The sequence below is a fragment of the Brevibacterium sp. p3-SID960 genome (assembly GCF_025144725.1).
GTDB lineage: Bacteria > Actinomycetota > Actinomycetes > Actinomycetales > Brevibacteriaceae > Brevibacterium.
Window position 1 is genome coordinate 21393 of record NZ_JALXKS010000022.1, and the last position, 22945, is coordinate 44337.

Below are 22945 nucleotides of genomic sequence, written 5' to 3' on the forward strand. Positions count from 1 at the left end.
GCGGGGCAGCGGCTCAGGACTCGGGTTCCGCTGGCGCGGATGCTGCTGTTGCGGATTTGCTGACCGCTTGGGCGGCTGCGGTCGCCTCATCCCCGGTCGGCTCTTCGGTGCGGAAGAGCAGTGTGCGGTAGTACTGCAGTTCGCGGATCGAATCCCGGATGTCGCCCAGCGCCCGGTGCCCGCCGGTCTTGGCCGGGGCGCAGTAGTAGGCGCGCGGGTACCAGCGCTTGGCCAGCTCCTTGATCGAGGAGACGTCGATGATCCGGTAGTGCAGCACCTCGACGAGGTGCGGCATCTGCGCCTGCAGGAACTGTTTGTCGGTGCCGACTGAGTTGCCCCCGAGCGGGGCGCGCACCGATGCGGGCACATGCTGGCGGATGTAGTCGATGACCTGCCGTTCGGCAGAGGCGACATCCGTGCCGGAGTCGAGCTCGTCGATGAGCCCGGAGGCGGTGTGCATGTTCGTGACGAACTCACCCATCTGCGCCCGTGCCGCATCCGAGGGCCGGATGATGATGTCGATGCCCTCGTCGACGGGGCTGAGGTCGAAGTCGGTGACGATGCACGCGATCTCCACCAGCTCGTCGGTGCCGACCTGCAGGCCGGTCATCTCACAGTCGATCCATACAATCTTGTCGGTAGCCACAGGAGCAATCCTAGGACATGGCCACCGTCTCGGGACCGGAACCCGCCGCCTCGGGACAGGTGCCCGCCGCCTCGGGACAGGTGCCGACCGCCTCAGTGCCGGAGCCCAGCGCCTGCGGACTGAGCGAACACTCAGACTGGGCCGGTAACCTGATCGGCTGTCCTCCGCCGCGCCGGGTCGCCCCGAGATCCCGCGGCTGGTCAACTACACTTGAAACACGCGTGCGCACCCGCGCCTGAGCCGTTGAACGAAGGGACTCCATGCGCTATTTCCTTGCCGGACTGCTGGTGATCGCCGGCCTCATCCTCGGCGGAATCGGGATACTGCAGAAGACCGCCTGGGCGCCGGACACCCAGATCACCAACTCGGCGACCTTCGACGATCCCGGCTCGGTCATCGTCGTCGAACCCGGCGTGCTCAACCTCTACCAGACCCCGGCCGAACTGACGGTTGAGGGCGAAGGCGAGATCACGATCGCGCAGGCCAGCAAGGAGAACGTCGACGCGTGGGTCGGCACCAGCACCCACACCACCGTCACCGGCGTCGACGGCGAAGGAGGGCTCGTGACCGAGAAGGTCGACGGTGAGGAGAGCACCACCCCGCCGGTCGCCGGCGCGGACCTGTGGAACGCAGAAACCACCGCCGCCTCCCCGGCGACGCTCGAATGGGACCAGGACGCCGGACGCACGAGCTTCGTCATCGGCACCGACGGTGAGGCCCCGGCGGCGTCGAAGGTGACGCTGGCCTGGCCGAACGACACCGCCACCCCGTGGGCGATCCCGCTCATGGTCATCGGTGCGATCCTCATCGGCCTCGGCATCCTCGCCGGCTGGTTCAACCGCAAGAAGGCCATCCGCGAGGCCCAGCGCCGGCAGGCGCGCCAGGAGCGGCGCAAGAAGCTCGCCCAGACCGGTGCGGCGTTTGCGATCGTGCCGGTCATCGCGCTCGCCGGCTGCGGTTCCGAAGAGGTGCCCAAGGCAAAGCCGTCCGATCCGCCGGAGACCCCGGTGGCCGTCATCGACGACGGGCAGGCGGAGAAGATCCTCAGTCAGGTCGCCGAGACCGTCGCTGCTGCGGACAAGGACACCAACGCCGAGGCGCTCAAGGCCCGTGCCGACGGACCGGCCCTTGAGCAGCGCGAAGCCGCCTACAAGGTCAAGGCGAAGGCCAAAGACGCCAAGCTGCCCCCGGCGCTCGCCGCTGATGAGATCGCCCTGAACTTCACCGCCGCGACCGACCAATGGCCGCGCGTGACCGAACTGGTGACGAAGGACGCTGAGGACGGCAGCCTGCAGCTGCTCGTGCTCTCCCAGGCCGACCCGCGGGCTGATTACAAGCTGTGGGCGCAGACCGTCATCCTCGGCGGCGCCCAGATCCCCGAGGTCGCCGACGCCCGGCAGGGTGCAGAACTGCTGCCGGCAGACGCCGAAGGTCTGCGCGAAACCCCGGCGGAGACCCTGAAGAAGTACGCCCAGGTGCTGGCTGAGGGCAAGGATGCCGAAGACGCCGGCGCCTACACCGAGGACGCGCTGCGCAAGCACATCGCCGATGCGCAGAAGAAGCAGAAGGACGCCCTGTCAGAAGGCAAGGCGAAGGTCGAGTTCAAGTACGAAGGCGGCCCCGAGGTCGTCGCTCAGCGCACCGCCGACGGCGGTGCGCTGGTGACCGGCTCGATCCGCGGCACCTCGACGATCACCCCGGACAAGCAGGACGACCGCACCGGAGAGATCACTCTGCCCAAGACCCAGGCAAAGGTCACCGGCGAGAAGACGACGAAGAAGAAGCTGGAGACTGAGTTCCAGTACATGGTCACCTTCGTCGTCCCGCCCGGTGAGGACGACCAGATCACCCTTGTCGGATTCAGCGAAGCACTCACCGGAGCCAAGCTGCTCTGAGCGGCAGCGGCCCCACGCGAAAGGAGCCTACACGAGCATGACCGAACACCCCGCACATCCCAACCCTGCCGGCAGCCAGGGACTCGACCTGTCCGCCGTGCGCAGCCGCAGCCAGGCCGAAACCGCGCCGGCGACTCCAGCCGGCGGCACCCCGGCCGGCGCCGCGGCCGGCGCTGACACCGTCAGTGTGCCGACGCTGGTCTTCGACGTCACCGAGGAGACCTTCAACGACGTCGTCGAACTGTCGATGAGCGTCCCGGTCGTCGTCGACCTGTGGGCCGACTGGTGCGGGCCGTGCAAGCAGCTCTCCCCGGTGCTGGACAAGGTCGTCGGCGACTTCGGCGGCAAGGTCGTGCTCGCCAAGGTCGACGTGGATGCCAACCCGCGGCTGCAGCAGGTCTTCCAGGTTCAGTCGATCCCGACAGTCGTCGCGATCCTCAAGGGCCAGCCGGTGCCGCTGTTCCAGGGCGCACAGCCTGAACCGCAGGTCCGCCAGGTCTTCGAACAGCTCGTCGCCGCAGCCGCGCAGAACGGCGTGACGAAGACGGCCGTTCCCGCCGGTGAGCAGACCCCGGCAGCCGCCGGCCCAGCCCACCCCGAAGCGATCGAGGCACTCGAACGTGACGACCTCGACACAGCCGAGCAGATCTACCGCACGGCTCTCGCTGAGGCCCCAGCCGATGAGGAAGCCCGTCTCGGGCTCGCCCGGGTCGGCCTGCTCAAGCGCGTCAAGGACGCCGACCCCGAGGCCGTCCGCCAGGCAGCGGCATCCGACTCCACCGACGTCGACGCCGCCTTGGCCTGTGCCGACCTCGACACCGCCGGCGGGCACGTCGAGGACGCCTTCAACCGGCTGCTGACGATCCTGCCGAGCCTGGCCGGAGACGACAGGGAACGCGTGCGCACCCGGCTCGTCGAGCTCTTCGACGTCGTCGGTGCCGAGGATCCGCGAGTGACGAAGGCCCGCTCACGCCTCATGCGCGCCCTGTTCTGATCCGGCTCACCGGCCGTCTGCCGGCCGGTGGCCAGCTGACAGTTTTCGCAGTCCACCTGTTCCCGCACGAGAAAGGACCGCCGCGTGGTTCGCCTCATCCTCGCTGCCTTCTCCGCCGTCGTCGGGCTCGTCTGCGCCGCGCTGTCGCTGTCAGCACTGTCGGTCGTCGGCGCCGATGACGTCGCAGAAACCGCACCCTCTCAGGTGCGCGACGGCGCCTACGCCTTCGTGCTCAACCCGCAGCTGGTGCCGTTCCAGAACACCGAGGCGACCCTGCAGGTCAGCGGGGATGCGGATCTGTTCATGGGGACTGCCAGTGGAGTCGACGTCGACAGCTATCTCACCGGCGTCGCCCATGAGGAAGTCACAGAGGTCGATATCCCGCAGGCCCTGCAGACCCGGTTCATCGACGGGGAACCGGCGCCGCTGAATGACGCGGCCGGCCGTGACTGGTGGACTGCCTCCCAGACAGGCCGCCAGCTGTCGCACACCTTCGACCTCGACGCCGAATCCGGTGAGGTCCTCGTCGTCGCCCCAGCTGAGCCGGAGGGCAACCTCGACGGAGTCGATGTGCAGCTGAAGATGGACGCCGGGGCAGTCTTCCCCGTCAGCCTCATCGGCCTGGCCATCGCGATCCTCGCCTTCGGTGCGGCCGGCTACTTCCTGCTGCGCTGGCTCGACGCCCGCCCAGGACGCCGGCGCCGGCTGCGTCGCGAATACGGCCGCGGTGGGTCCGGCCGCGGCGGCTCATCAGGTTCCGGTATGTCCGACCTCGGAGCTCGCGCAAAGGATCTGGTCGGCCGGACAGCCGCCTCTGCCACACGCGCCACCACGCGGAAGAACCGAAGTCAGCGCCTCGCCCAGCAGATGCGGGCGGCGGCGGCCGTCGGCTCCGTCGTCACCCTCGGGGTGCTGGCCGGCTGCGCACCCCTGCCGATGGCCCAGCCGTCGAGTCCGAACCTCACCGAGTTCGAGCGCCCCGCCCTGCGCGCAGGGGAGGCCGGTGCGTTCCTCACCTCATACACCGAGCGTCTCGATGAAAGCCTCAAGGGTGATGAGGATCGGCTTGACAAGATCCAGGCGCCGCCGCTTCTCGACCGCACCCGCGCTGAGGTCCTCATCGCCGAGGCCGGCAAGACAGAGCTCTCCGCGGTGAACTTCGAGCAGATCGTCGCAGGCGGCCCGTCCTTCGGCGAGTACCCGATGTGGTTCATCGCCTTCGGCAAGCCGGCTGGCAGCGATGAGACCGTCCAGGCGATGCTCGTCACCCGCGAATCAGCTGGCGAGGACTGGCAGGTCACCCAGAGTCTGTTCGTCCCGCAGGAGAACGTGCCCACCCTCATGGCTGACGGCACCGGCGCAGTCGAGCAGTCGGGCACGGAGTTCACCGAGCTGGGCGCCACCGCCAACGAAACCCTCCAGCAGTACCTGGAGACCGGGGAGATCTCAGAGAACGACCAGAACATCGAATACGCCTCAGACGCCTTCACGGGGTTCCGCGACTATGTCGATGAGATGGCCGGCAACGACGAGGCCTTCGAGGACATCACGGTCACCTGCGATCCCTACGATGAGGCGACCGTGCCGCTGGCCGAACACGGGCTCAAGACCGAAACCGGGGACGTGTCCTTCGGCGAAGTGCGCTGCGCAATCGAACTCAAGGTCCGCTCCGGCGGGTCGATCGACGTCGGCGAAGAGCTCGAAGCGGTTATGACGGGCGACCTCGATGGCGGCAGACTGATCATCAGCACCTCGATCCCCTACATGCTTCTCGGTTCAGAGCAGACGAACCTCATCGTGGGTTCCGACTGGTTCCTGCTCGAAGCCCAGACCACCGACTGACGAACCGTCAGCCAGGCTGCCTGACGCCTCAGGTGCGGTCACGTCAGCCGCGGCATGCCCAGTTGCGGAATGTCCAGCCGCACCACACTCAGGCGCGGTCGGCTGCCACCCGCCTGCCGACCCGGCGCAGCCACAGCAGCCCGACGACCGGCAGCACCAGCGGGATGAAACCGTAGCCGATCCCGAACAGTGACCATACGCTCGGCTTCTGGAACAGCTCCGGGTGGGTGAGGCTGAGGAACCCGACGAGGATCACGCCGGCGAGCTCGAAAGTGGTCGCCGCCAGCGCGATCCGGTGCGAAGTCCGCGAGCCGATGACGAGGCAGACGGTGGCGATGATGTAGACGACGGCTGCGACAGCGGACAGCGAGTACGCCAGAGGCGCCTCGTGATAGTCGCGGATGAGCTGCACACCGGCGCGCGCGGTAGCTGCCAGGGCGAAGATCCCGTACACCGCGGTCAGGCCACGGCCGGGACCGGTGTGCATGGCCGAATAGCTCACAGCCAAATCTGATCCATCCTCTCAACCATGATGCCCACGGTCGCAGCAGCGGCGGCCAGCACTCCGGGGCCCCAGCGGCTGAGTTCGGCGAACGCCCAGAAACCGGCCAGCGGCAGCAGCACGATCGCGGTGAACAGGTAGCCGAAGAACAGCACACCGTCGGTGTCGCCGGACTGTCCCCACATGACGATGGAGACGACGAGCTGAACGAGCAGCAGGACCAGCAGCACGCCGGCCCCGCCGAGCATGAGGATGCCGGCTGGCCGATTCCGGATCGTCTGCACGAGCGCCCACAGGCACAAGCCGGCCGAGGCGGCGAAGAGGGTGTAGGTCAGTACGGTGAGCACGCCCAACATTTTAGACCCACGTGAGGCGGGCGCGTAGAATGGGGTTCGTGCGCGTCTATCTCGATCACGCCGCCACCTCGCCGATGCCCGCTGAGGTGCTGACGGCTTTCACCGAAGAACTCCACCGCGTCGGCAATCCCTCCTCGCTGCACGCGGACGGTCAGGCTGCCCGAATGCGCGTCGAAGCCGCCCGCGAAACACTCGCCCAGTGCCTCGGGGCAACGACCCCGTCCGAGGTGATCTTCACCTCCGGCGGCACCGAAGCCGACAACCTCGCTCTCAAGGGCATCTTCTGGGCCCGCAACGCCGGCCGCACTGCCGGGCCCTTCGAGCGCCCGCGGGTGCTCGTCTCCGCGATCGAACATCACGCGATCCTCGAGACCGCCGAATGGCTCGAATCCTGCGGGGCAGAGCTTGTGATCCTTCCGGTCGATGAGACCGGGCGGCTCGATCTGGCCGCCGCCGAGGCGGAGATCGCCGCGGCACCGCAGCGCAGCGCTCTCGTGTCGGTCATGCTGGCCAACAACGAGATCGGCACTCTGCAGCCGGTGGCCGAGCTTGCCCGAATCGCCGAACCGTACGGCATCCCGGTCCACACAGACGCGGTGCAGGCCTTCGGGCAGGTGCCGGTGAGCTTCGCGGAACTCGGCGTTGCTGCGATGACGGTGACCGCCCACAAGCTCGGCGGGCCGGTGGGCATCGGCGCGCTCGTGCTCTCCCGAGATCTGACCCCGGTGCCGGTGGCCCATGGCGGGGGACAGGAGCGCAAGGTCCGCTCCGGCACCCTCGACGTCGCCGGGGCGGCCGCCTTCGCGGCAGCCGCCGAACGCGCCTGCCGCACACTCGGCTCCGCTGAGACCGCCCGGCTGCGCGACCGGCTCATCGCCGGCATCGAAGAGCGCATCCCAGCAGCCCGCCTGTCCGGACGGCGGGGGGACGAACGCCTGCCGAACAATGTCCACATCGTCTTCCCCGGCTGCGAGGGCGACGCGCTGCTGTTCCTGCTCGATGCCGCCGGCTTCGCCACGAGCACCGGCTCGGCCTGCCAGGCCGGGGTGTCCCGGCCCTCCCATGTGCTCATGGCCTGCGGGGCCGATGAGGACACCGCCCGCTCTGTGCAGCGCTTCACCCTTGGCCCGGAGACCACCGAGGCCGACATCGAGGCACTGCTTGACGTGCTGCCGGGAATCGTCGAACGCGCCGCCCGGGCCGGCATGGTCTCGGCTGCCCCGTCGTGGCAGGTGACCGCCTCGGGCGCGGCAACCACCGCGGGCGCGTCCGGCCCAGCTGCAGGAGGTCGGCCATGAGGATCCTTGCCGCCATGTCCGGCGGTGTCGACTCCGCTGTCGCCGCCGCACGGGCCGTCGACGCCGGCCACGAGGTGGTCGGCGTGCACCTGGCGCTGTCCCGCATGCCCGGAACGTTGCGCACCGGTTCGCGCGGCTGCTGCACGATCGAAGACTCCCGTGACGCCCACCGGGTCGCCGGGATGCTCGGCATCCCGTTCTACGTGTGGGACTTCTCCGAACGGTTCAAGGAGGACATCGTCGATGACTTCATCGCCGAGTACTCCGCCGGCCGGACCCCGAACCCGTGTATGCGCTGCAATGAGCGCATCAAGTTCGCAGCCCTGCTCGACCGGGCGCTGGCGCTGGGCTTCGACGCGGTGGCGACCGGCCATTACGCCGAGATCATCTCGGCTGCCGACGGCACCCCGGAGCTGCACCGCGGGCTGGATCTGAACAAGGACCAGTCCTATGTGCTCGGCGTGCTCACAAGCGAACAGCTCGCGCACTGTTATTTCCCCATCGGGGCCTCCGCCTCGAAGGCCGAGGTGCGTGCGGAGGCCGCCGAGCGCGGCTTCCCGGTGGCGAACAAGCCGGACTCCTACGACATCTGCTTCATTCCCGACGGCAACACCAAGGCGTGGCTGGCCGACAAGATCCCGATGCGCCCGGGTCTCATCAAGGACGAGTCCGGTGAGGTGCTCGGCGAGCACGACGGCGCGATGACGTACACCATCGGCCAGAGGAAGGGACTCGGAATCGAGAAGCCGGCCGCTGACGGCAGGCCGCGCTACGTCGTCGGCATCGATGTCGCCGACAACTCGGTGACCGTCGGGCCCAAGCAGGCGCTGCGCGTCGACCGACTCGAAGGCATCCGCACCACCTGGTGCGGGCTGCCACCATCGGACATCGGGAAGAGCGAGACGACCGCGATCGACTGTGAGATCCAGATCCGGGCGCACTCGGATCCGATGCCGGCTCGCGCATGGCTCGGCGAAGTCGACGAAACTGCCCCAGTACACGAGGAAAACCTGCCGGCCCCGCGTCCGCGCGGGCAGATCATGCACGTGGCCGTCGACGAGCCGCTGTCCGGAGTGGCCGCCGGCCAGACGATGGTCGTCTACCGCGGCACCCGGGTGCTCGGCCAGGCGACGATCGACCAGACCGCCCGCAGCGCCGAACTGCTCGACGCGTGAGCCCGCGCGCGGCTGCAGCGGCGATGCACGATCAGGGTTGTGCAGGCGACGCCCGTGCGGTTCGGTAATCTGTGGCCATGACCACCGCGCCATACGGTTCCTGGCCGTCTCCGATCTCCGCCGCCGATGTCGCTGCCGGCTCCGAGCCGATCAGCGACGCACGCTTCATCGGCGATGCCATCATCTACGCCGCCCGCGTCAGCTCCGAAGGCGGGCGCACCAGCATCGTCGTCAACCGATCCGGTCACCTCGGCGATGAGATCCAGCTGCTGCCCCCGAACTTCAGCGCCCGCTCCCGCGTCCACGAATACGGCGGCTGCGCCTGGGCCGCAGACCCAGCAATCGGCACGCTGCTCTTCGTCAACGCCGACGACCAGCGCATCTACCGCCTCGACATCTCCGCCGTGCTCAACGGCTCGGCACCAGCACCCGCCTCACCGCCGGTGCCGATCACCCCGGATACCGACATGGCGACCCGCTACGGGGACCTGACCTACTCCGGCGGGCGGATCCTCGCCGTCGAAGAAACCCACGAACACCTGCTGCCCGGCGCCTCGGGAACGGAGATCGCCGACGCAGCCAGCACACGGGCCTCCGAGCAGCCGATCACCCGCAGGATCGTCGCCATTGACGACTCCGGTGTCACGCGCCTGGCAGGCGGGGCGCGGTTCCTCGCCTGGCCGCGTATCAGCCCGTGCGGGACACTGCTGTCGTTCATCGGCTGGGAACACCCGCACATGCCGTGGGACGAGACCGCCGTGTTCCTCCAGCCGCTCGACGAATCCGGCGCACCCGAGGGCCCAGTCGAGAAGATCTTCCACCGGCCGGGCGTCTCCGTCTTGCAGCCGGAGTGGCTCTCGCGCACGAAGCTCGCCGTCACCGCCGACCCGTCCGGCAGCTGGCAGCTCACCGGCCTCAACGTGCCGGCCTTCCGCGCCCAGGCGCGCGGAGACAAAGGCGTGATGCCCGCCGAAGAGGAACCACTGCTCACCGTCGAAGGCGAGATCGGCGGGCCGCTGTGGATGCTGGGAGAGAAGCACTACCTGCCCGTCGACGGCGGCAGCCGAGTGCTCGCCGCCGCCCGCTTCGGCACCAGCCGGCTCATCTGGGCGAGCCCGCGCTCACACGAACACCAGACCCTCGACTGCCCGCTGACCGACATCGAACTCCAGGACTACCGCAACGGCACCGCCCTCATCATCGGCGGATCGTCTGAGCGGATCCGCGGCCTGTACGCCTACACCCTGGCCACCGGCGAACTCGAACCCGTCGCACTCTCAGCAGCCGCCCCGGACCGCACCCGGGCGGCCTACTATCCGCGAGCCGAGCTGCGCGAATTCGACGGCATCCACGCGATCGTCTATCCGCCGCGCCACCCGCACTATACGGCGCCTGAGGGCGAGAAGCCGCCGTATGTCGCCTTCGTCCACGGAGGCCCGACCGGCCAAGCGGTGCCGAAGGTCTCCGCCCACCACGCCTTCTTCACCTCCCGCGGCATCGGGGTCATCGACGTCAACTACCGCGGCTCAACCGGCTACGGACGCGCCTACCGGGATGCGCTCAAAGACCAGTGGGGCATCGTCGATGTCGCCGACACCATCACCGCCGTCACCGGGCTCGTCGACGCCGGGCTTGCGGATGCCGACCGGCTGGCGATCTCCGGCGGCTCGGCCGGCGGCTGGACGGTGCTGCGCGCACTGACCACCACCTCGGTGTTCGCCGCCGGCGCCAGCTACTACGGCGTCGGCGACCTGCGAGCCCTGGCTGAGGAGACCCACGACTTCGAATCCCGCTACCTCGACGGACTCGTCGGCGTCTACCCCGAAGAAGCCGAACGCTACATCTCCCTCGCGCCGGTCAACCTGCTCGATGAGCTCGCCGTGCCGGTGGCGATCTTCCAGGGCGAAGAGGACCCGATCGTCCCGCCGAGTCAGGCTCGTCTGCTCATCGACGCACTCGAAGCCCGCGGCCTGCCCTACACCGCGACCTTCTACCCCGGTGAGTCCCACGGCTTCGTCCAGGCCGCCAACGTCACCGACTCCCTTGAACAGGAGCTGTCGTTTTACGGACGCGTCATGGGATTCGACACTCCCGGCCTGCCGGCAGCCCGGATGAAGGGCCGCGGCCGGTGAGCCGGTACGCCCACAGCGCCGACCGGGTGTTCGCCTCCGGCCGCGGCGGCTGGCCGATCACGACCGCCGCCTGGACCGGCACCGGACGCCCGGCAGACGGCGAGTCCCGCACCGAGTCCGATGTCCGCGAGGCTGCCCGCATCACCGCAGGGATGCTCGCCGAGGAGGCGATCCCGTTCCTGCCGGCGGTCACCACCGGTCCCGGCAGCGAAGGCGTCGCCCGGGCTGCCGCACTGTGCACGGACCTGACCGTCGAAGCCACCGCAGCAGGCTGGCGGCTGACCCGCCTGCCCGGCCGGGATGCCCGCCGGGCAGCCTCACGGCTCGGGGAGGATGCCGACGCCGCCGCCGAGGTGTTCGCTGAGTACGCAGGCCCGGTCAAGATCAGCCTGCCGGGGCCGGTGAGCCTGGCTGCCCTGCTGTTCGAACCCCGCGGCGAATCGACGCTGGCCGATCCCGGTGCGCGCCGCGACGTCATGGCCGGTTACGCCCACGGACTCAGCGAGCACGTCACGCACCTGCGACGGCTCATGCCAGGCGCCGAGGTCATCATCCAGCTCGACGAGCCGCATGCCGCTGCCGCACTGTCCGGGCAGCTGGCCACCACAGCCGGGCGCACGCGGCTGCCGGCCCTGCCCGAGACCGAGGCGGCCACCGTCTGGCGAGACGTCCGCGAGGCCATCGCTTCGGCCGGTGGACAGATGCTGGCGTTCCTGCCCGGGGCCCGACCGCTGACCTGGTACAGCCACGGCCAGGCCCGCAGCCTCACCGAGGTGCTCACAGGCGCCGGCATCAGCGGCATCGGCATCAACGTCGATGCGCGCACAGACGCACGGCTCTTCGAGCAGGTCTTCGCCTGGTGGGACGGCCACCAGGCTGCCGGCACGGGTCACGCAGTGCCGGCGCTGACGCTGGGAGTCGGGACCGCCTCGGGAACGGAAATCGACATCACCGCCTGGCGGCGCCGGCTCACCAGTGTCGCCGAGACCCTCGGACTGCCCGATACGGCATTGGCCGAACTCGGCATCCTCACCGGCCCGCCGGCCCCGCTCACCCGGTCCGACGCACAGGCAGCCGTCGAGACAGACCCTGGGCACCCGCGCACGTGGCTGGCAGCAGCGAGCCAGCTGGCACAGGAGTGCGCTGCGCTGGCCTGAACCGCAGCTTGTCGTGACTCGGATGACCGTCGGTCGATGGGATAATGAATCCCATGACCACAGGTGCCGACACTTCTGCAGACGTCTCCTCTGACTCCGGCGACGACATCGTCGACAGCCCCGATTCAGCCGACATCGCCCAGGCGGCCGCCCACGGACGCGCATTCGACACCGCTCGAGCGCGTGCCAAGGAACTGGCCCTGGAGATCGAAGAGCATCGCGAGCGCTACTACGTCAAGGACGCCCCGACCGTCTCCGACGCCGAATTCGACGCGCTCATGCGCGAACTCGAAGACATCGAAGACCGGTTCCCCGAACTCAGGGATCCCGACTCACCGACCCAGCACGTCGGCGGCGGCGTCGACACCGAGCTGTTCGCCGAGGTTGTGCACACCGAGCGCATGTACAGTCTCGACAACGCCTTCTCCCGTGAAGAGCTCGACGACTGGGCCGCCCGCGTCGACCGCGGACTCGGCCGCAGACCGGCCCGCTACCTGTGCGAGCTCAAGATCGACGGGCTGGCGGTCAACCTCACCTATGAGCACGGCCGCCTCGTCCGCGCCGCCACCCGCGGCGACGGGCACACCGGCGAGGACATCACCGCCAATGTGCGCACTATCGCCGATATCCCCGCCCGGCTCGCCGGCACCGGACACCCGGCACGGGTCGACATCCGCGGCGAGGTGTTCATCCCCGTCGAGGCGTTCAGGCAGCTCAACGAGTCCCTCGTCGAGGCCGGTAAGAGCCCGTTCGCAAACCCGCGCAATTCGGCGGCCGGTTCGCTGCGGCAGAAGGACCCGCAGGTCACCGCGCAGCGTCCGCTGCATATGCTCGTCCACGGCATCGCCGCCTGGCAGCCCGAAGACGGCGGTGAGGGCACCGAGGCCCCGAGCCAGTCGGAGGTCTACACGCAGCTGAAGACGTGGGGTCTGCCGACCAGCGAGTACTTCCGGGTCGTGGAGACGATGGATGAGGTGCACGACTACATCGACTACTACGGTGAGCACCGCCACGACGTGCTGCACGAGATCGACGGTGTGGTCGTCAAGATCGACGAGCTCGACGAGCAGTACGAACTCGGCTTCACCTCCCGCGCCCCGCGCTGGGCGATGGCCTTCAAGTACCCGCCTGAGGAGGTCACGACCACGCTGCTCGACATCCGGGTCAACGTCGGCCGCACCGGACGGGTCACCCCGTATGCGGTGATGGAGCCGGTGCTCGTCGCCGGCTCAACGGTCGAGAAGGCCACTCTGCACAACGCCCACGAGGTCAAGCGCAAGGGCGTGCTCATCGGCGACACCGTCGTGCTGCGCAAGGCCGGCGACGTCATCCCCGAGATCCTCGGACCGGTCACCGCCGCCCGCACCGGCGACGAGCATGCCTTCGTCATGCCCACACACTGCCCGGACTGCGGCACCGAACTGTATGAGCAGAAGGAAGGCGACAAGGACCTGCGCTGCCCCAACAGCCGCACCTGCCCAGCTCAGGTCGCCAACCGCGTCGAATACCTCGCCTCCCGGGCGGCGCTTGACATCGAGGCCCTCGGCGAGGAGGCCGCCAATGCCCTGACCCGCCCGCCGGAGGGCCAGCCGCCGCTGGCCAACGAGGCCGGCCTGTTCGACCTCAGCGCCGAGGATCTCGCCGCGGTCAAGGTCTGGCAGGACAAGCGCGGAAAGGATGCTGCCGACGGCGAGAGGGAGCTCGTCCCGTACTTCTACACCAAGGACGGCAGCAAGCCGCGGGCGAACACCGACCGGATGCTGCAGCAGATCGTTGCGGCCAAGGACCGCCCGCTGTGGCGGGTGCTCGTAGCGCTGTCGATCCGCCACGTCGGCCCCGTCGCCGCCCGCGCCCTGGCGGCTCACTTCCGCTCGATGGACAGGATCCGCGCAGCCTCGGTCGAGGAGCTCTCTGCGATCGACGGCGTGGGACCGGTCATCGCCGAATCCCTGCACGACTGGTTCACCGTCGACTGGCATTCAGCGATCGTCGATCAGTGGGCAGCTGCCGGAGTGCGGATGGAGGACGAGGCGCCGGTGGACTCCGGACGCCCGCAGACCCTGGCCGGGCTCACGATCGTCGCGACCGGCTCGCTGAACAACTACACCCGCGACTCGATCAAGGAGACGATCATCGCCGCCGGCGGCAAGGCGGCCGGCTCGGTGTCGAAGAAGACCGACTACGTCATCGCCGGAGAGAACGCCGGTTCGAAGCTGACGAAGGCCGAGGACCTCGGCGTGCCGGTGCTCGACGAGGAGGCGTTCGAGAAGCTGCTGGCCAGCGGGCCCGAGGCGGCCAGCTGACCTGCTTGCCGTTCCTGCCGGATGGAATCCGAACTCCTCCACCCGCCCGGCACCCGCAGGCTTCGGCGATGAGCGCCTCGCCTTCGGTCACCAGCTGGTCCTCGCCGAACCGGACGACCGCCGATCAGGCCGCCGTGTCACTGCCCTCAGCCGGTGGAGAGTGTTCATGCTTCTCGGTCATGCTCGCCCGTCCCCACCGCCAGGGTTCCACGCTGCATCTGATCGATGCAGGCCTTGAGCTCGTCGACGGCCGCTCGCAGCTGGAGCCGCCATCGGAGGAGGCCGTCCTGATGCCTGTCACCAGGCTAGCGGTCTGCACCGCGCCTTGCTGCCTTGACGGGCAGGAGGCAGATGATGCGTCGCTGCTGGCAGCGGTCGCTGAGCTGCGCGGGGATGAGGAGCGCCTGAGCGCGTCACTGCTGGCCAGCGGCGACGGCGAGGACTCCGACGCCGACGGGTTCGGCGAAGGCGACCTCGACTGCTAACCGCTCCGGTTCTCGCGGCCTCGGCGCTGTCGGCTGCTCACGCTGGACTCGTCGCGCCGTACGGTGCGCCAGCGGCGGAAGGCGATGACGAGTGCGGCGATGAGGGACACGAGAGCCAGGCCCCAGAACACCGCTGCCAGATCGTGCAGCTCCGGTGCGAAGGCAAGCGCCAGGCAGCCGATCGCCTGAAACATCAGTGCGATGATCCATCGGGCTGCCAGCGGGATTCTCATCAGTCCTCCGTTTGGTCGACAGCATCTCGACACTGCAGACTCTACAGAGTCGTGCCAGGCTTGTGGCAACCCGTCCGCTATCACCGCCCGTCCTGGCACTGGTTCAGCAGAGACCCAGCAGAGACGAAGCCGGCCACCAACTGCAGGTGCCAGACTGCACGCATGAAGACTCTCGCACGCCTGGTCGCCGGCTCTGCACTCGTCTCCGGCATCGTCTTCGGTGCCGGCCACGTCATCCGGCTGGCCGACACGCAGCCACCTCCCGACACCGCTGCCATCGCCGTCCAGGAAGCGACCGCCGAACTCGACGAGAACAGCGACACCCTGCGGGCTGCCGTAGCCGAGGTGGGGCGCACCGCGGCACCGGAAGCCGCCTACCTGCCCACCGCCTCGGGCCCGGAGACCCGGCCCACCCGCAAGCACGACGACGCTGACGACGACACCCCCACCTCGGATTCGGACACCACGGGCGCACAGCCCGAAGCGAGCACTGAGGCGCGGGTGAGCGCACTGGCTGCCGACCTGAAGCGGGCGGTGGCCAACGGGCACGCCAGCGAGGCAGGCGCTCAGCGGTTCCTCACCGAGGTCGCAGGTTACATCCGCCACGAATCGGCGGCCTGACCGAGACAGAGCGCTGGCACCCGCGGGTGGCCGGGCGCCGGTTAGACTCGTCTGTGACACGAACGCGAACAATGAAGGGGTGACGATGTCGCAGACATCCGCGATCACCGCCGCTGAGGTCAGCCACCTGGCCGACCTCGCCCGGATCGCCCTGACCGATGAGGAGCAGGCCGCACTCACCGGCGACCTCAACGCCATTCTCTCCAGCGTGGCCGCCGTCCAGGAGGTCGCCACCGACGACGTGCCGGCCACCAGCCACCCGATTGCGCTGAGCAACGTCATGCGCCCGGACAGCGTCGGTGAGACGCTCACCGCCGACGAGGCGCTCTCCGGCGCCCCGGCCAGCGAAGACGGCAAGTTCCTCGTCCCGCAGATCCTCGGGGAGGACTAATGGCAGATCTCACGCGCCTGAGCGCGCTCGACCTCGCCGCCGGCATGCGGGCCGGCGACTACTCCTCGACCGAGATCACCCAGGCCCACCTCGACCGGATCAGTGCCGTCGATGAGACCACCGGTGCTTTCATCACCGTCACCGCCGATGCCGCCCTGGCCACCGCCGCCGACGTCGACCGGCGCCGGGCTGCAGGTGAGACCCTGCACCCGCTGGCCGGTGTGCCGGTCGCGCACAAGGACCTCATCGTCACCGAGGGCGTGGCGACGACGGCCGCCTCGAAGATGCTCGAAGGCTGGGTGCCGCCGTACTCGGGCACCGTCTATCGCCACACCCAGGAGGCGGGCATGCCGCTGCTGGGCAAGACGAACCTCGATGAGTTCGCCATGGGTGCGACCACCGAGAACTCCGCCTTCGGTCCGACGGCCAACCCGTGGGATACCACGAAGGTCCCCGGCGGCTCCTCCGGCGGTGCCGCGGCAGCGCTGGCCGCCTATGAGGCGCCGCTGTCCGTCGGCACCGACACGGGTGGTTCGGTCCGCCAGCCGGCCGCCTTCACCGGCACCGTCGGCGTCAAGCCGACCTACGGCTCGGTCTCCCGCTACGGGGTCATTGCGATGGCCTCCAGCCTCGACCAGGTCGGCCCGATGGGCCGCACGGTGGCCGATGCCGCCGCCCTGCACGAGGTGCTCGCCGGTCACGACCCGCACGACTCGACGTCGCTGACCGATCAGGCGACCGGCTTCCTCGCCGCCGCCGAGGCCGGGGCTGCTTCCGGCAGCCTGGCCGGCAAGCGGCTGGGCGTCATCCGCCAGCTCACCGGCGAGGGCGTTGAGCCCGGCGTGCAGGCCGCTTTCGACGAGGCGCTCACGATCGCCGAGGCCGCTGGTGCCGAGATCGTCGACATCGACTGCCCGAGCTTTTCGTACGCCGTTGAGGCCTACTACCTCATCATGCCCTCGGAGGTGTCCTCGAACCTCGCCCGCTACGACGGCATGCGCTACGGCCTGCGCGTTGAGCCCGAAGAGGGTCCGGTGACTGCCGAGACCGTTATGGCCGCCACGCGTGCCGCCGGTTTCGGCGCGGAGGTCAAGCGCCGCATCATCCTCGGCACCTACGCGCTTTCGGCCGGCTACTATGACGCCTACTACGGTTCGGCGCAGAAGGTCCGCACGCTGGTCCAGCGCGACTTGGCCAAGGCCTTCGAGACTGCCGATGTTCTCGTCTCGCCGACTGCCCCGACGACGGCCTTCGACCTGGGCGCCGCCAAGGAGATGGACCCGATGTCGCTGTACCTCGGCGATGTCGCGACCATCCCGGCCAACCTCGCCGGCGTACCGGGCATGAGCGTGCCGGCCGGCGTGGCCGAAGGGCTGCCGGTGGGCTTCCAACTGCTGGCCCCGGCTCGTGAGGATGTGCGCCTGTATGAGATCGGCGCCGGCATCGAGGCTGCCGTCAACGACACTCGCGGGGCTGGCGTGCTCGCCGCCGCGCCGGAACTGTGAGGACGTGAGATGAAGTACGAAGACGCCATCAAGAAGTACGACCCGGTGCTCGGCATCGAGGTCCACGTCGAACTCGGCACCGCCACGAAGATGTTCGACGCCGCCCCCAACAGCTTCGGAGTCGGCGCGAACGAGAACGTCACCCCGGTCTCGCTCGGCCTGCCCGGCGCGCTGCCGGTGGTCAACGAGACCGCGGTCGAGTACGCGATCAAGATCGGCCTGGCGCTTGGCTGCGACATCGCCGAATCCTGCCGGTTCGCCCGGAAGAACTACTTCTATCCGGACCTGGCGAAGAACTTCCAGACCTCCCAGTACGACGAGCCGATCGCCTTCGACGGCTCCCTGGAGGTCGAGCTCGAAGACGGCGAGCTCATCACCGTCGAGATCGAGCGCGCCCACATGGAGGAGGACGCCGGCAAGAACACCCACGTCGGCGGTTCCGGCCGCATCCACGGCGCGGAGTACTCGCTGGTCGACTACAACCGCGCCGGCGTGCCGCTCGTCGAGATCGTCACCCGCCCCATCACCGGCACCGGGGAGCGCGCTCCCGAGGTGGCGGCCGCCTATGTGCGCACCCTGCGCGACGTCTTCCGCGCCCTCGGCGTCTCCGAGGCCCGGATGGAGCAGGGCAATGTGCGTGCCGACATCAACGTCTCGCTGCGCGAATCGCCCGATGCACCGCTGGGCACCCGCACGGAGACGAAGAACGTCAACTCCTTCCGCTCGATCGAGCGCGCGGTCCGCTACGAGATCGCCCGCCAGGCCACTGTGCTCGAAGCCGGTGAGCAGGTGCTGCAGGAGACCCGCCACTTCCATGAGGAGACCGGCGAGACATCCTCGGGACGTGTGAAGTCCGATTCGGATGACTACCGCTACTTCCCGGAACCGGACCTCGTGCCCGTCGAGCCCTCACGCGACTGGGTCGAGCAGCTGCGCGCCGACCTGCCGGAGCTGCCGGCAGCCAAGCGCCGCCGCCTGCTTGAGGCGTGGGGCTTTTCCGAACTGGAGATGCGCGATGTCATCAATGCAGGTCTCCTCGACGTCATCGAACAGACGGTCGCTGCCGGTGCTGAGCCGGCTGCCGCCCGCAAGTGGTGGACCGGTGAGATCGCCCGGGTGGCCAAGCAGGAGGATGCCGAGGTCACGACTCTCGTCACTGCAGCCCATGTCGCCGAGCTGGCAGGCCTGGTCAAGGCCGGCAAGCTCAACGACAAGCTCGCCCGCAAGGTCCTCGCCGGTGTCATCGACGGCAAGGGCAGCCCGACCGAGGTGATGGAGGCCGAGGGGCTGGAGATCGTCCAGGACGACGGCGCGCTCGAAGCCGCCGTCGATGACGCGATCGCTGCGAACCCGGATGTCGTCGAGAAGATCAAGGGAGGCAAGATGCAGGCGATCGGCGCTCTCATGGGCCCGATCATGAAGGCCACCCGCGGTCAGGCCGATGCCGGCAAGGCCCGCGAGATGATCCTGGCCAAGATCAACAGCTGACTGGCCCAGCTCTCAGGCTGATGCGACAGGCGCGCCCGCAGTGGACTTCAGTTCGCTGCGGGCGCAGTCGCACGCGGCTGGAACGCCTCGGGAACGCTGCTCGAAGGCATCGAAGTGTAGAGCGAGCGCAAGCAGTCGCTGACCGCTGAGGACGTCAAGCAGCGTGTCAACGCCGCTGTGCGGCAGCAAGCGGGGTTCGGAATCCAGTATGTGCGCACACACGTCGACATCACCGACCCCGAGCTCACCGCGCTGCACGCACTGCTGAAGCTGCGCGATGAACTCAAGGACAGCGTCACACTGCAGATCGTGGCATTTCCGCAGGGGCATCCAGTCCTTCCCCGACCGCAAGGGACTCATGCGCCGGACAGCCGAACTCGGAGTCGACGCAATCGTCGCGATTCCGCACTTCGAATCCACCCGCGAGTGCTCCGTTGAATTCCTCGATTTCGCGTACCGACTTGCAGATGAGTTCGGACTTCTCGTCGATGTGCACTGCGATGAGATCGACGATGAGGCATCCCGCGGCCTCGAAACCCTCGCGACACGAGCCCTGGAGACGGGTCTGAAAGACCGAGTCACCGCAAGCCACACAACAGCGATGCACTCGTACGACAACGCCTACTTCGTCCGGTTCCTGCGCCTGCTGAAGATGAGCGGCATCAACGTCAGCGTCGGACAGGACGACATCGTCGATGCGTGGAATCCCCTTGGGACAGACAACCTGCGCGACGTTCAGTGAAGCCTCAGGCCGGAGGCGTACACTGGCCGCAACCTCGCCCGCCTGCTCACCGGAGGAGTGCAGATGGCCACGATCTCGTGGAAGTCCCTGTGGGAGCGCAGCTGTGCCGGAACGCTGCCGACCTACCGGATCCTCGTGCCCGATTCCGTTTCCGAAGACGTCCGGAACGTCTGGCGCGCTCGCAGCTACCGCGTCGACGCGACCGAGCCGGGCTCCCAGCTCGTCACCGGCGGGATGTCACGCAACCTCATCCGCTCGCGGGTGAAATTCGCAGCTGCCACCACGGCCGGGGCGATCGGGACGGGGATCGCTGCACTGCCGACCGTGCTCATCAGCGTCTTCGACTCCGTGCCTGAAAGCGGTGTCATCACCACCGGCATCATCGGCACGATCTCGGCTGCCGGTGCCGGCTACACCGGCTGGACGTACCGCAAGGACCCGCGCCGTCTCGACCGCAAAGCCAAGGAATCCGCCAGCGCCGCCGAGTGGATCACTCCTGAGCGTCTCGGCTGGGTGCCGGGACTGACGAAGGGCCAGGACACCGACGAGCAGCGGCTGTTTCACCTGACCGTCGCCACAGCGCAGAAGATCGCCCGGACGCGTGCCTGGACGCACCCGATCATGCAGGACCACGTCTCCCGCGTCGACCTCGACCATGCGGTCGCCTCGATCGGGCGGCGCCTCGTCGAGCTCGTCGAGATCCGCGCTGAGCTGGAGCAGATGCGCCAGACCAACATCAACGCCGGCGGAGGCACGCCCGCCGACTCATCAACCGACAAGCAGATCGTCGCCTACCTGCGACAGCTCACGCGTGCGTTCTCATCCATGGTCGACCGGGTGCTGGCACTCAACGCCTACTACGAGCGGCTGCGCAAACTCGATCAGCAGCTGCTCATGCTCGACCAGACCGAACGCTCACGCGAGATCGGCTCGCGCGTGCTCGACGTCATCGCGCGCACTGCTGATGACGAGAATGCCGACTGGCGTCTGCAGGAGCTCAACATCGAAGCCGAAGCACACGCCGAGTCGATCAACGAGCTGCTGCGCGAGCTGACAGTCACCGCCGAGGGCTTCGACGACCTCGACGAGCTGGACTCGAAGATCGCCCGTGCGCAGAAGCAGGTCGACGATCAGCTCGGCCAGAACCGGGTAGGGGAGCAGCTCGGCCAGAACCGAGAGCAGCGCCACCTGACCTGATCAGTGACCTGATCGGCGGCTGTGCTGTTCGGCTCGGCTCGACGAACGTCGATTCCCCGCGACACGCACTGTGCGCCAGCGCGGGATTCCGCGCGGGGAAATCGCAGCGTCAGACAAGCAGCGGCCCGGACCGGCATCCGCAGCTCAGCTCAGTGCCCGAACGGATCCTCATCGGTGCCGGGCAGCCAGGACAGGCCCGGTTCGTTGTAGCCGAACTCGCGCTGCGCTCGCTTCCACTTCTTCGACCACTTCCGATCGAGCCGGTCGACGTACAGGGTGCCCTGCAGGTGGTCGTACTCATGCTGCATGATCCTGGCGAACCAGCCCTCGACCGTCAGTGACACCGGATCACCAGACCCGTCGACTCCGTTGACTGTGACCTTGTGGGCGCGCTTGAGCGGGAAGTCCAGGGCCGGCACCGACAGGCAGCCTTCCGATTCGTCCTCGATGCTCGGACGCCCGTCGGGGATCTTCGAGGAGACGAGGATCGGGTTGACGAAAACGCCGCGCCGGCGCATACCGGCGACCTCATCATCGGCGTCGTAGACGAAGAGCTGCTTGCCCACGCCGATCTGCGGAGCGGCCAGGCCCACCCCATTCGAGGCGGCCAGGGTCTCGAACATGTCATCGATGAGCTCGGCGAGCTCAGCATCGAAGGACTCGATCTTCTCGGCTTTGCGGTGCAGCACCGGCTCACCGTAGACGACGATGGGATGAATGGTCATGACACCTGAGTCTAGCGCCGGCCCGGCTCGGACGGCCCCAGCGCAGACGTGATGTGCGTCCGCGACCCCGGGCAGGATTACCAGATGATCTGCTGCCGGAATAAGCTGAGGCCGAACGCGGTTGAGTGCAGTAGAACTGCCTCCCGCAGTCATCAGCAGCTGAAGCCATTGGCTGGTGTGTGAGCGAAGAGCTCAGCGTTTGCAGCTGTCCTGCTCTTCGCTGTCGACGTAATCCTCTCTGCTGAGTCGAGCCACGGCTCAGCCCAGACGTGCGAATCGAAAGGACACGCCCGTGAACATCTATTCCAATATTTCTGAGCTGGTCGGACGGACACCGCTCGTACGACTCAACAAGGCCAGCGAGCGCAGCGGCGCGGAAATCGTTGGAAAGCTGGAATTCTACAATCCGGCGAGCTCGGTCAAGGATCGCATCGGCGTCGCAATGATCGATGCGGCTGAGAAGTCCGGCGAGCTGCGCCCCGGTGGCACGATCGTCGAAGGCACCAGCGGCAACACCGGCATCGCGCTGGCCATGGTCGGCGCAGCGCGCGGATACAAGGTCATCCTCACGATGCCCGAATCGATGTCGAAGGAACGCCGCGCTCTGCTGCGCGCTTTCGGTGCCGAACTCGTCCTCACTCCGAAGGAGGAGGGCATGAAGGGCGCCGTCGCCAAGGCTGAGGAGATCGGCAAGCAGGACAACACTGTGCTGGCCCGCCAGTTCGACAACCCGGCCAATCCGCAGATCCACCGTGAAACCACCGCCGAGGAGATCCTCGCCGACACAGACGGCCAGGTCGATGCCTTCGTCGCCGGTATCGGCACCGGCGGCACCATCACCGGTGTGGGCGAGGTGCTGCGCAAGCACAATCCGGATGTCACGATCGCTGCCGTCGAGCCGGCCGCCTCGCCGCTCCTGAGCGAGGGCACCGCCGGACCGCACAAGATCCAGGGCATCGGCGCGAACTTCGTGCCGACCGTGCTCGACACCGAGATCTACGACGAGGTCTTCGCCATCGACGATGACGAGGCTATGGCGAAGGCCCGCCAGATCGCCCGCGAAGAGGGCGTCCTCGTCGGCATCTCCTCCGGTGCCGCCGTCGCTGCTGCTGAGAAGCTCGGCTCGCGTCCGGAGTTCGCCGGCAAGCGCATCGTCGTCATTATCCCCAGCTTCGGTGAGCGCTACCTGTCGACTCCGCTCTATGCGGACTACATGGACTGATCTGAGCATGTCAGCACTGCAACGACTCGCGATCGG

At 68.2% G+C, this 22945-nt stretch carries 21 protein-coding genes; 16 read left to right on the plus strand and 5 right to left on the minus strand.

Translation table 11 applies throughout. From position 1 onward, the window contains the following. Nucleotides 1–13: 13 nt before the first annotated feature. The gene (gene orn / locus M3B11_RS08030) at nucleotides 14–646 is read right to left on the minus strand and encodes an oligoribonuclease (RefSeq protein ID WP_259876854.1); all 633 of its coding nucleotides are present in this window, start codon (nucleotides 644–646) and stop codon (nucleotides 14–16) included. A 260-nt stretch (nucleotides 647–906) separates the two neighbouring features. Here orn and M3B11_RS08035 point away from each other — a divergent pair, with 260 nt between their 5' ends. The 3 genes from M3B11_RS08035 to M3B11_RS08045 all read left to right on the plus strand — a co-directional run bounded on the left by M3B11_RS08035 (nucleotide 907) and on the right by M3B11_RS08045 (nucleotide 5377). Further along, entirely contained in the window at nucleotides 907–2541 is a 1635-nt protein-coding gene (locus M3B11_RS08035) for a hypothetical protein (RefSeq protein ID WP_259876860.1), read from the plus strand. A 37-nt stretch (nucleotides 2542–2578) separates the two neighbouring features. After that, entirely contained in the window at nucleotides 2579–3535 is a 957-nt protein-coding gene (locus M3B11_RS08040) for a tetratricopeptide repeat protein (protein WP_259876862.1), read from the plus strand. Between the two features lie 84 nt (nucleotides 3536–3619). Further along, a complete protein-coding gene (locus M3B11_RS08045; protein ID WP_259876863.1) occupies nucleotides 3620–5377 on the plus strand; it encodes a hypothetical protein in 1758 nt (585 codons plus the stop codon). 88 nt (nucleotides 5378–5465) lie between these two features. Here M3B11_RS08045 and M3B11_RS08050 read toward each other — a convergent pair whose 3' ends face one another. Further along, nucleotides 5466–5879, minus strand: a complete 414-nt coding sequence (locus M3B11_RS08050) for a hypothetical protein (RefSeq protein ID WP_311197745.1) — start codon at nucleotides 5877–5879, stop codon at nucleotides 5466–5468. After that, nucleotides 5876–6226 (minus strand): hypothetical protein, encoded by a 351-nt coding sequence (locus M3B11_RS08055; RefSeq protein WP_396121552.1) that lies wholly within the window; start codon nucleotides 6224–6226, stop codon nucleotides 5876–5878. The genes M3B11_RS08050 and M3B11_RS08055 overlap by 4 nt, the downstream gene beginning before the upstream one ends. 47 nt (nucleotides 6227–6273) lie before the next feature. Here M3B11_RS08055 and M3B11_RS08060 point away from each other — a divergent pair, with 47 nt between their 5' ends. The 6 genes from M3B11_RS08060 (at nucleotide 6274) to M3B11_RS08085 (ending at nucleotide 14785) form a co-directional block, all read left to right on the plus strand. Further along, nucleotides 6274–7533: a cysteine desulfurase family protein gene (locus M3B11_RS08060; RefSeq protein WP_259876867.1), complete on the plus strand. Its 1260-nt coding sequence runs from the start codon at nucleotides 6274–6276 to the stop codon at nucleotides 7531–7533. Further along, nucleotides 7530–8708, plus strand: coding sequence for a tRNA 2-thiouridine(34) synthase MnmA (gene mnmA / locus M3B11_RS08065; protein WP_259876870.1), 1179 nt, complete (start codon nucleotides 7530–7532; stop codon nucleotides 8706–8708). Before M3B11_RS08060 ends, mnmA begins: the two co-directional genes overlap by 4 nt. A 77-nt stretch (nucleotides 8709–8785) precedes the next feature. Beyond that, nucleotides 8786–10840: a S9 family peptidase gene (locus M3B11_RS08070; protein WP_259876877.1), complete on the plus strand. Its 2055-nt coding sequence runs from the start codon at nucleotides 8786–8788 to the stop codon at nucleotides 10838–10840. Then, the gene (locus M3B11_RS08075; protein WP_259876879.1) at nucleotides 10837–11997 is read left to right on the plus strand and encodes a hypothetical protein; all 1161 of its coding nucleotides are present in this window, start codon (nucleotides 10837–10839) and stop codon (nucleotides 11995–11997) included. The genes M3B11_RS08070 and M3B11_RS08075 overlap by 4 nt, the downstream gene beginning before the upstream one ends. A 53-nt stretch (nucleotides 11998–12050) precedes the next feature. Beyond that, nucleotides 12051–14300 (plus strand): NAD-dependent DNA ligase LigA, encoded by a 2250-nt coding sequence (ligA, locus tag M3B11_RS08080; RefSeq protein WP_259876885.1) that lies wholly within the window; start codon nucleotides 12051–12053, stop codon nucleotides 14298–14300. A gap of 68 nt (nucleotides 14301–14368) precedes the next feature. Continuing rightward, nucleotides 14369–14785, plus strand: a complete 417-nt coding sequence (locus M3B11_RS08085; protein ID WP_259876886.1) for a hypothetical protein — start codon at nucleotides 14369–14371, stop codon at nucleotides 14783–14785. On the opposite strand, the gene M3B11_RS08090 is transcribed toward M3B11_RS08085, so the two are convergent. Continuing rightward, a complete protein-coding gene (locus M3B11_RS08090) occupies nucleotides 14782–15018 on the minus strand; it encodes a hypothetical protein (protein WP_259876888.1) in 237 nt (78 codons plus the stop codon). The genes M3B11_RS08085 and M3B11_RS08090 overlap by 4 nt on opposite strands. 162 nt (nucleotides 15019–15180) lie before the next feature. On the opposite strand from M3B11_RS08090, the gene M3B11_RS08095 reads away from it, so the two are divergent. The 6 genes from M3B11_RS08095 to M3B11_RS08120 all read left to right on the plus strand — a co-directional run bounded on the left by M3B11_RS08095 (nucleotide 15181) and on the right by M3B11_RS08120 (nucleotide 20962). After that, the gene (locus M3B11_RS08095) at nucleotides 15181–15639 is read left to right on the plus strand and encodes a hypothetical protein (RefSeq protein ID WP_259876890.1); all 459 of its coding nucleotides are present in this window, start codon (nucleotides 15181–15183) and stop codon (nucleotides 15637–15639) included. An 85-nt stretch (nucleotides 15640–15724) separates the two neighbouring features. Next, entirely contained in the window at nucleotides 15725–16030 is a 306-nt protein-coding gene (gene gatC / locus M3B11_RS08100) for an Asp-tRNA(Asn)/Glu-tRNA(Gln) amidotransferase subunit GatC (protein WP_259876897.1), read from the plus strand. Next, entirely contained in the window at nucleotides 16030–17535 is a 1506-nt protein-coding gene (gatA, locus tag M3B11_RS08105) for an Asp-tRNA(Asn)/Glu-tRNA(Gln) amidotransferase subunit GatA (RefSeq protein ID WP_259876901.1), read from the plus strand. The genes gatC and gatA overlap by 1 nt, the downstream gene beginning before the upstream one ends. A gap of 9 nt (nucleotides 17536–17544) precedes the next feature. Further along, on the plus strand, nucleotides 17545–19023 hold the full coding sequence (gene gatB, locus M3B11_RS08110; RefSeq protein WP_259876904.1) for an Asp-tRNA(Asn)/Glu-tRNA(Gln) amidotransferase subunit GatB: 1479 nt from the start codon (nucleotides 17545–17547) through the stop codon (nucleotides 19021–19023). Nucleotides 19024–19381: 358 nt separating this feature from the next. Continuing rightward, on the plus strand, nucleotides 19382–19765 hold the full coding sequence (locus M3B11_RS08115; RefSeq protein WP_259876906.1) for a hypothetical protein: 384 nt from the start codon (nucleotides 19382–19384) through the stop codon (nucleotides 19763–19765). A gap of 63 nt (nucleotides 19766–19828) precedes the next feature. Continuing rightward, complete coding sequence (locus M3B11_RS08120) at nucleotides 19829–20962, plus strand: hypothetical protein (protein ID WP_259876908.1); 1134 nt, start codon at nucleotides 19829–19831, stop codon at nucleotides 20960–20962. Between the two features lie 149 nt (nucleotides 20963–21111). Here M3B11_RS08120 and def read toward each other — a convergent pair whose 3' ends face one another. Beyond that, nucleotides 21112–21687 (minus strand): peptide deformylase, encoded by a 576-nt coding sequence (gene def, locus M3B11_RS08125; protein ID WP_259876915.1) that lies wholly within the window; start codon nucleotides 21685–21687, stop codon nucleotides 21112–21114. 292 nt (nucleotides 21688–21979) lie between these two features. Between def and cysK the strand changes: the two genes are divergently transcribed. Continuing rightward, nucleotides 21980–22909 carry a cysteine synthase A gene (gene cysK / locus M3B11_RS08130; RefSeq protein ID WP_259876917.1) on the plus strand — a complete coding sequence of 310 codons (930 nt, stop codon included), beginning with the start codon at nucleotides 21980–21982 and terminating at the stop codon, nucleotides 22907–22909. Nucleotides 22910–22945 lie beyond the last annotated feature (36 nt).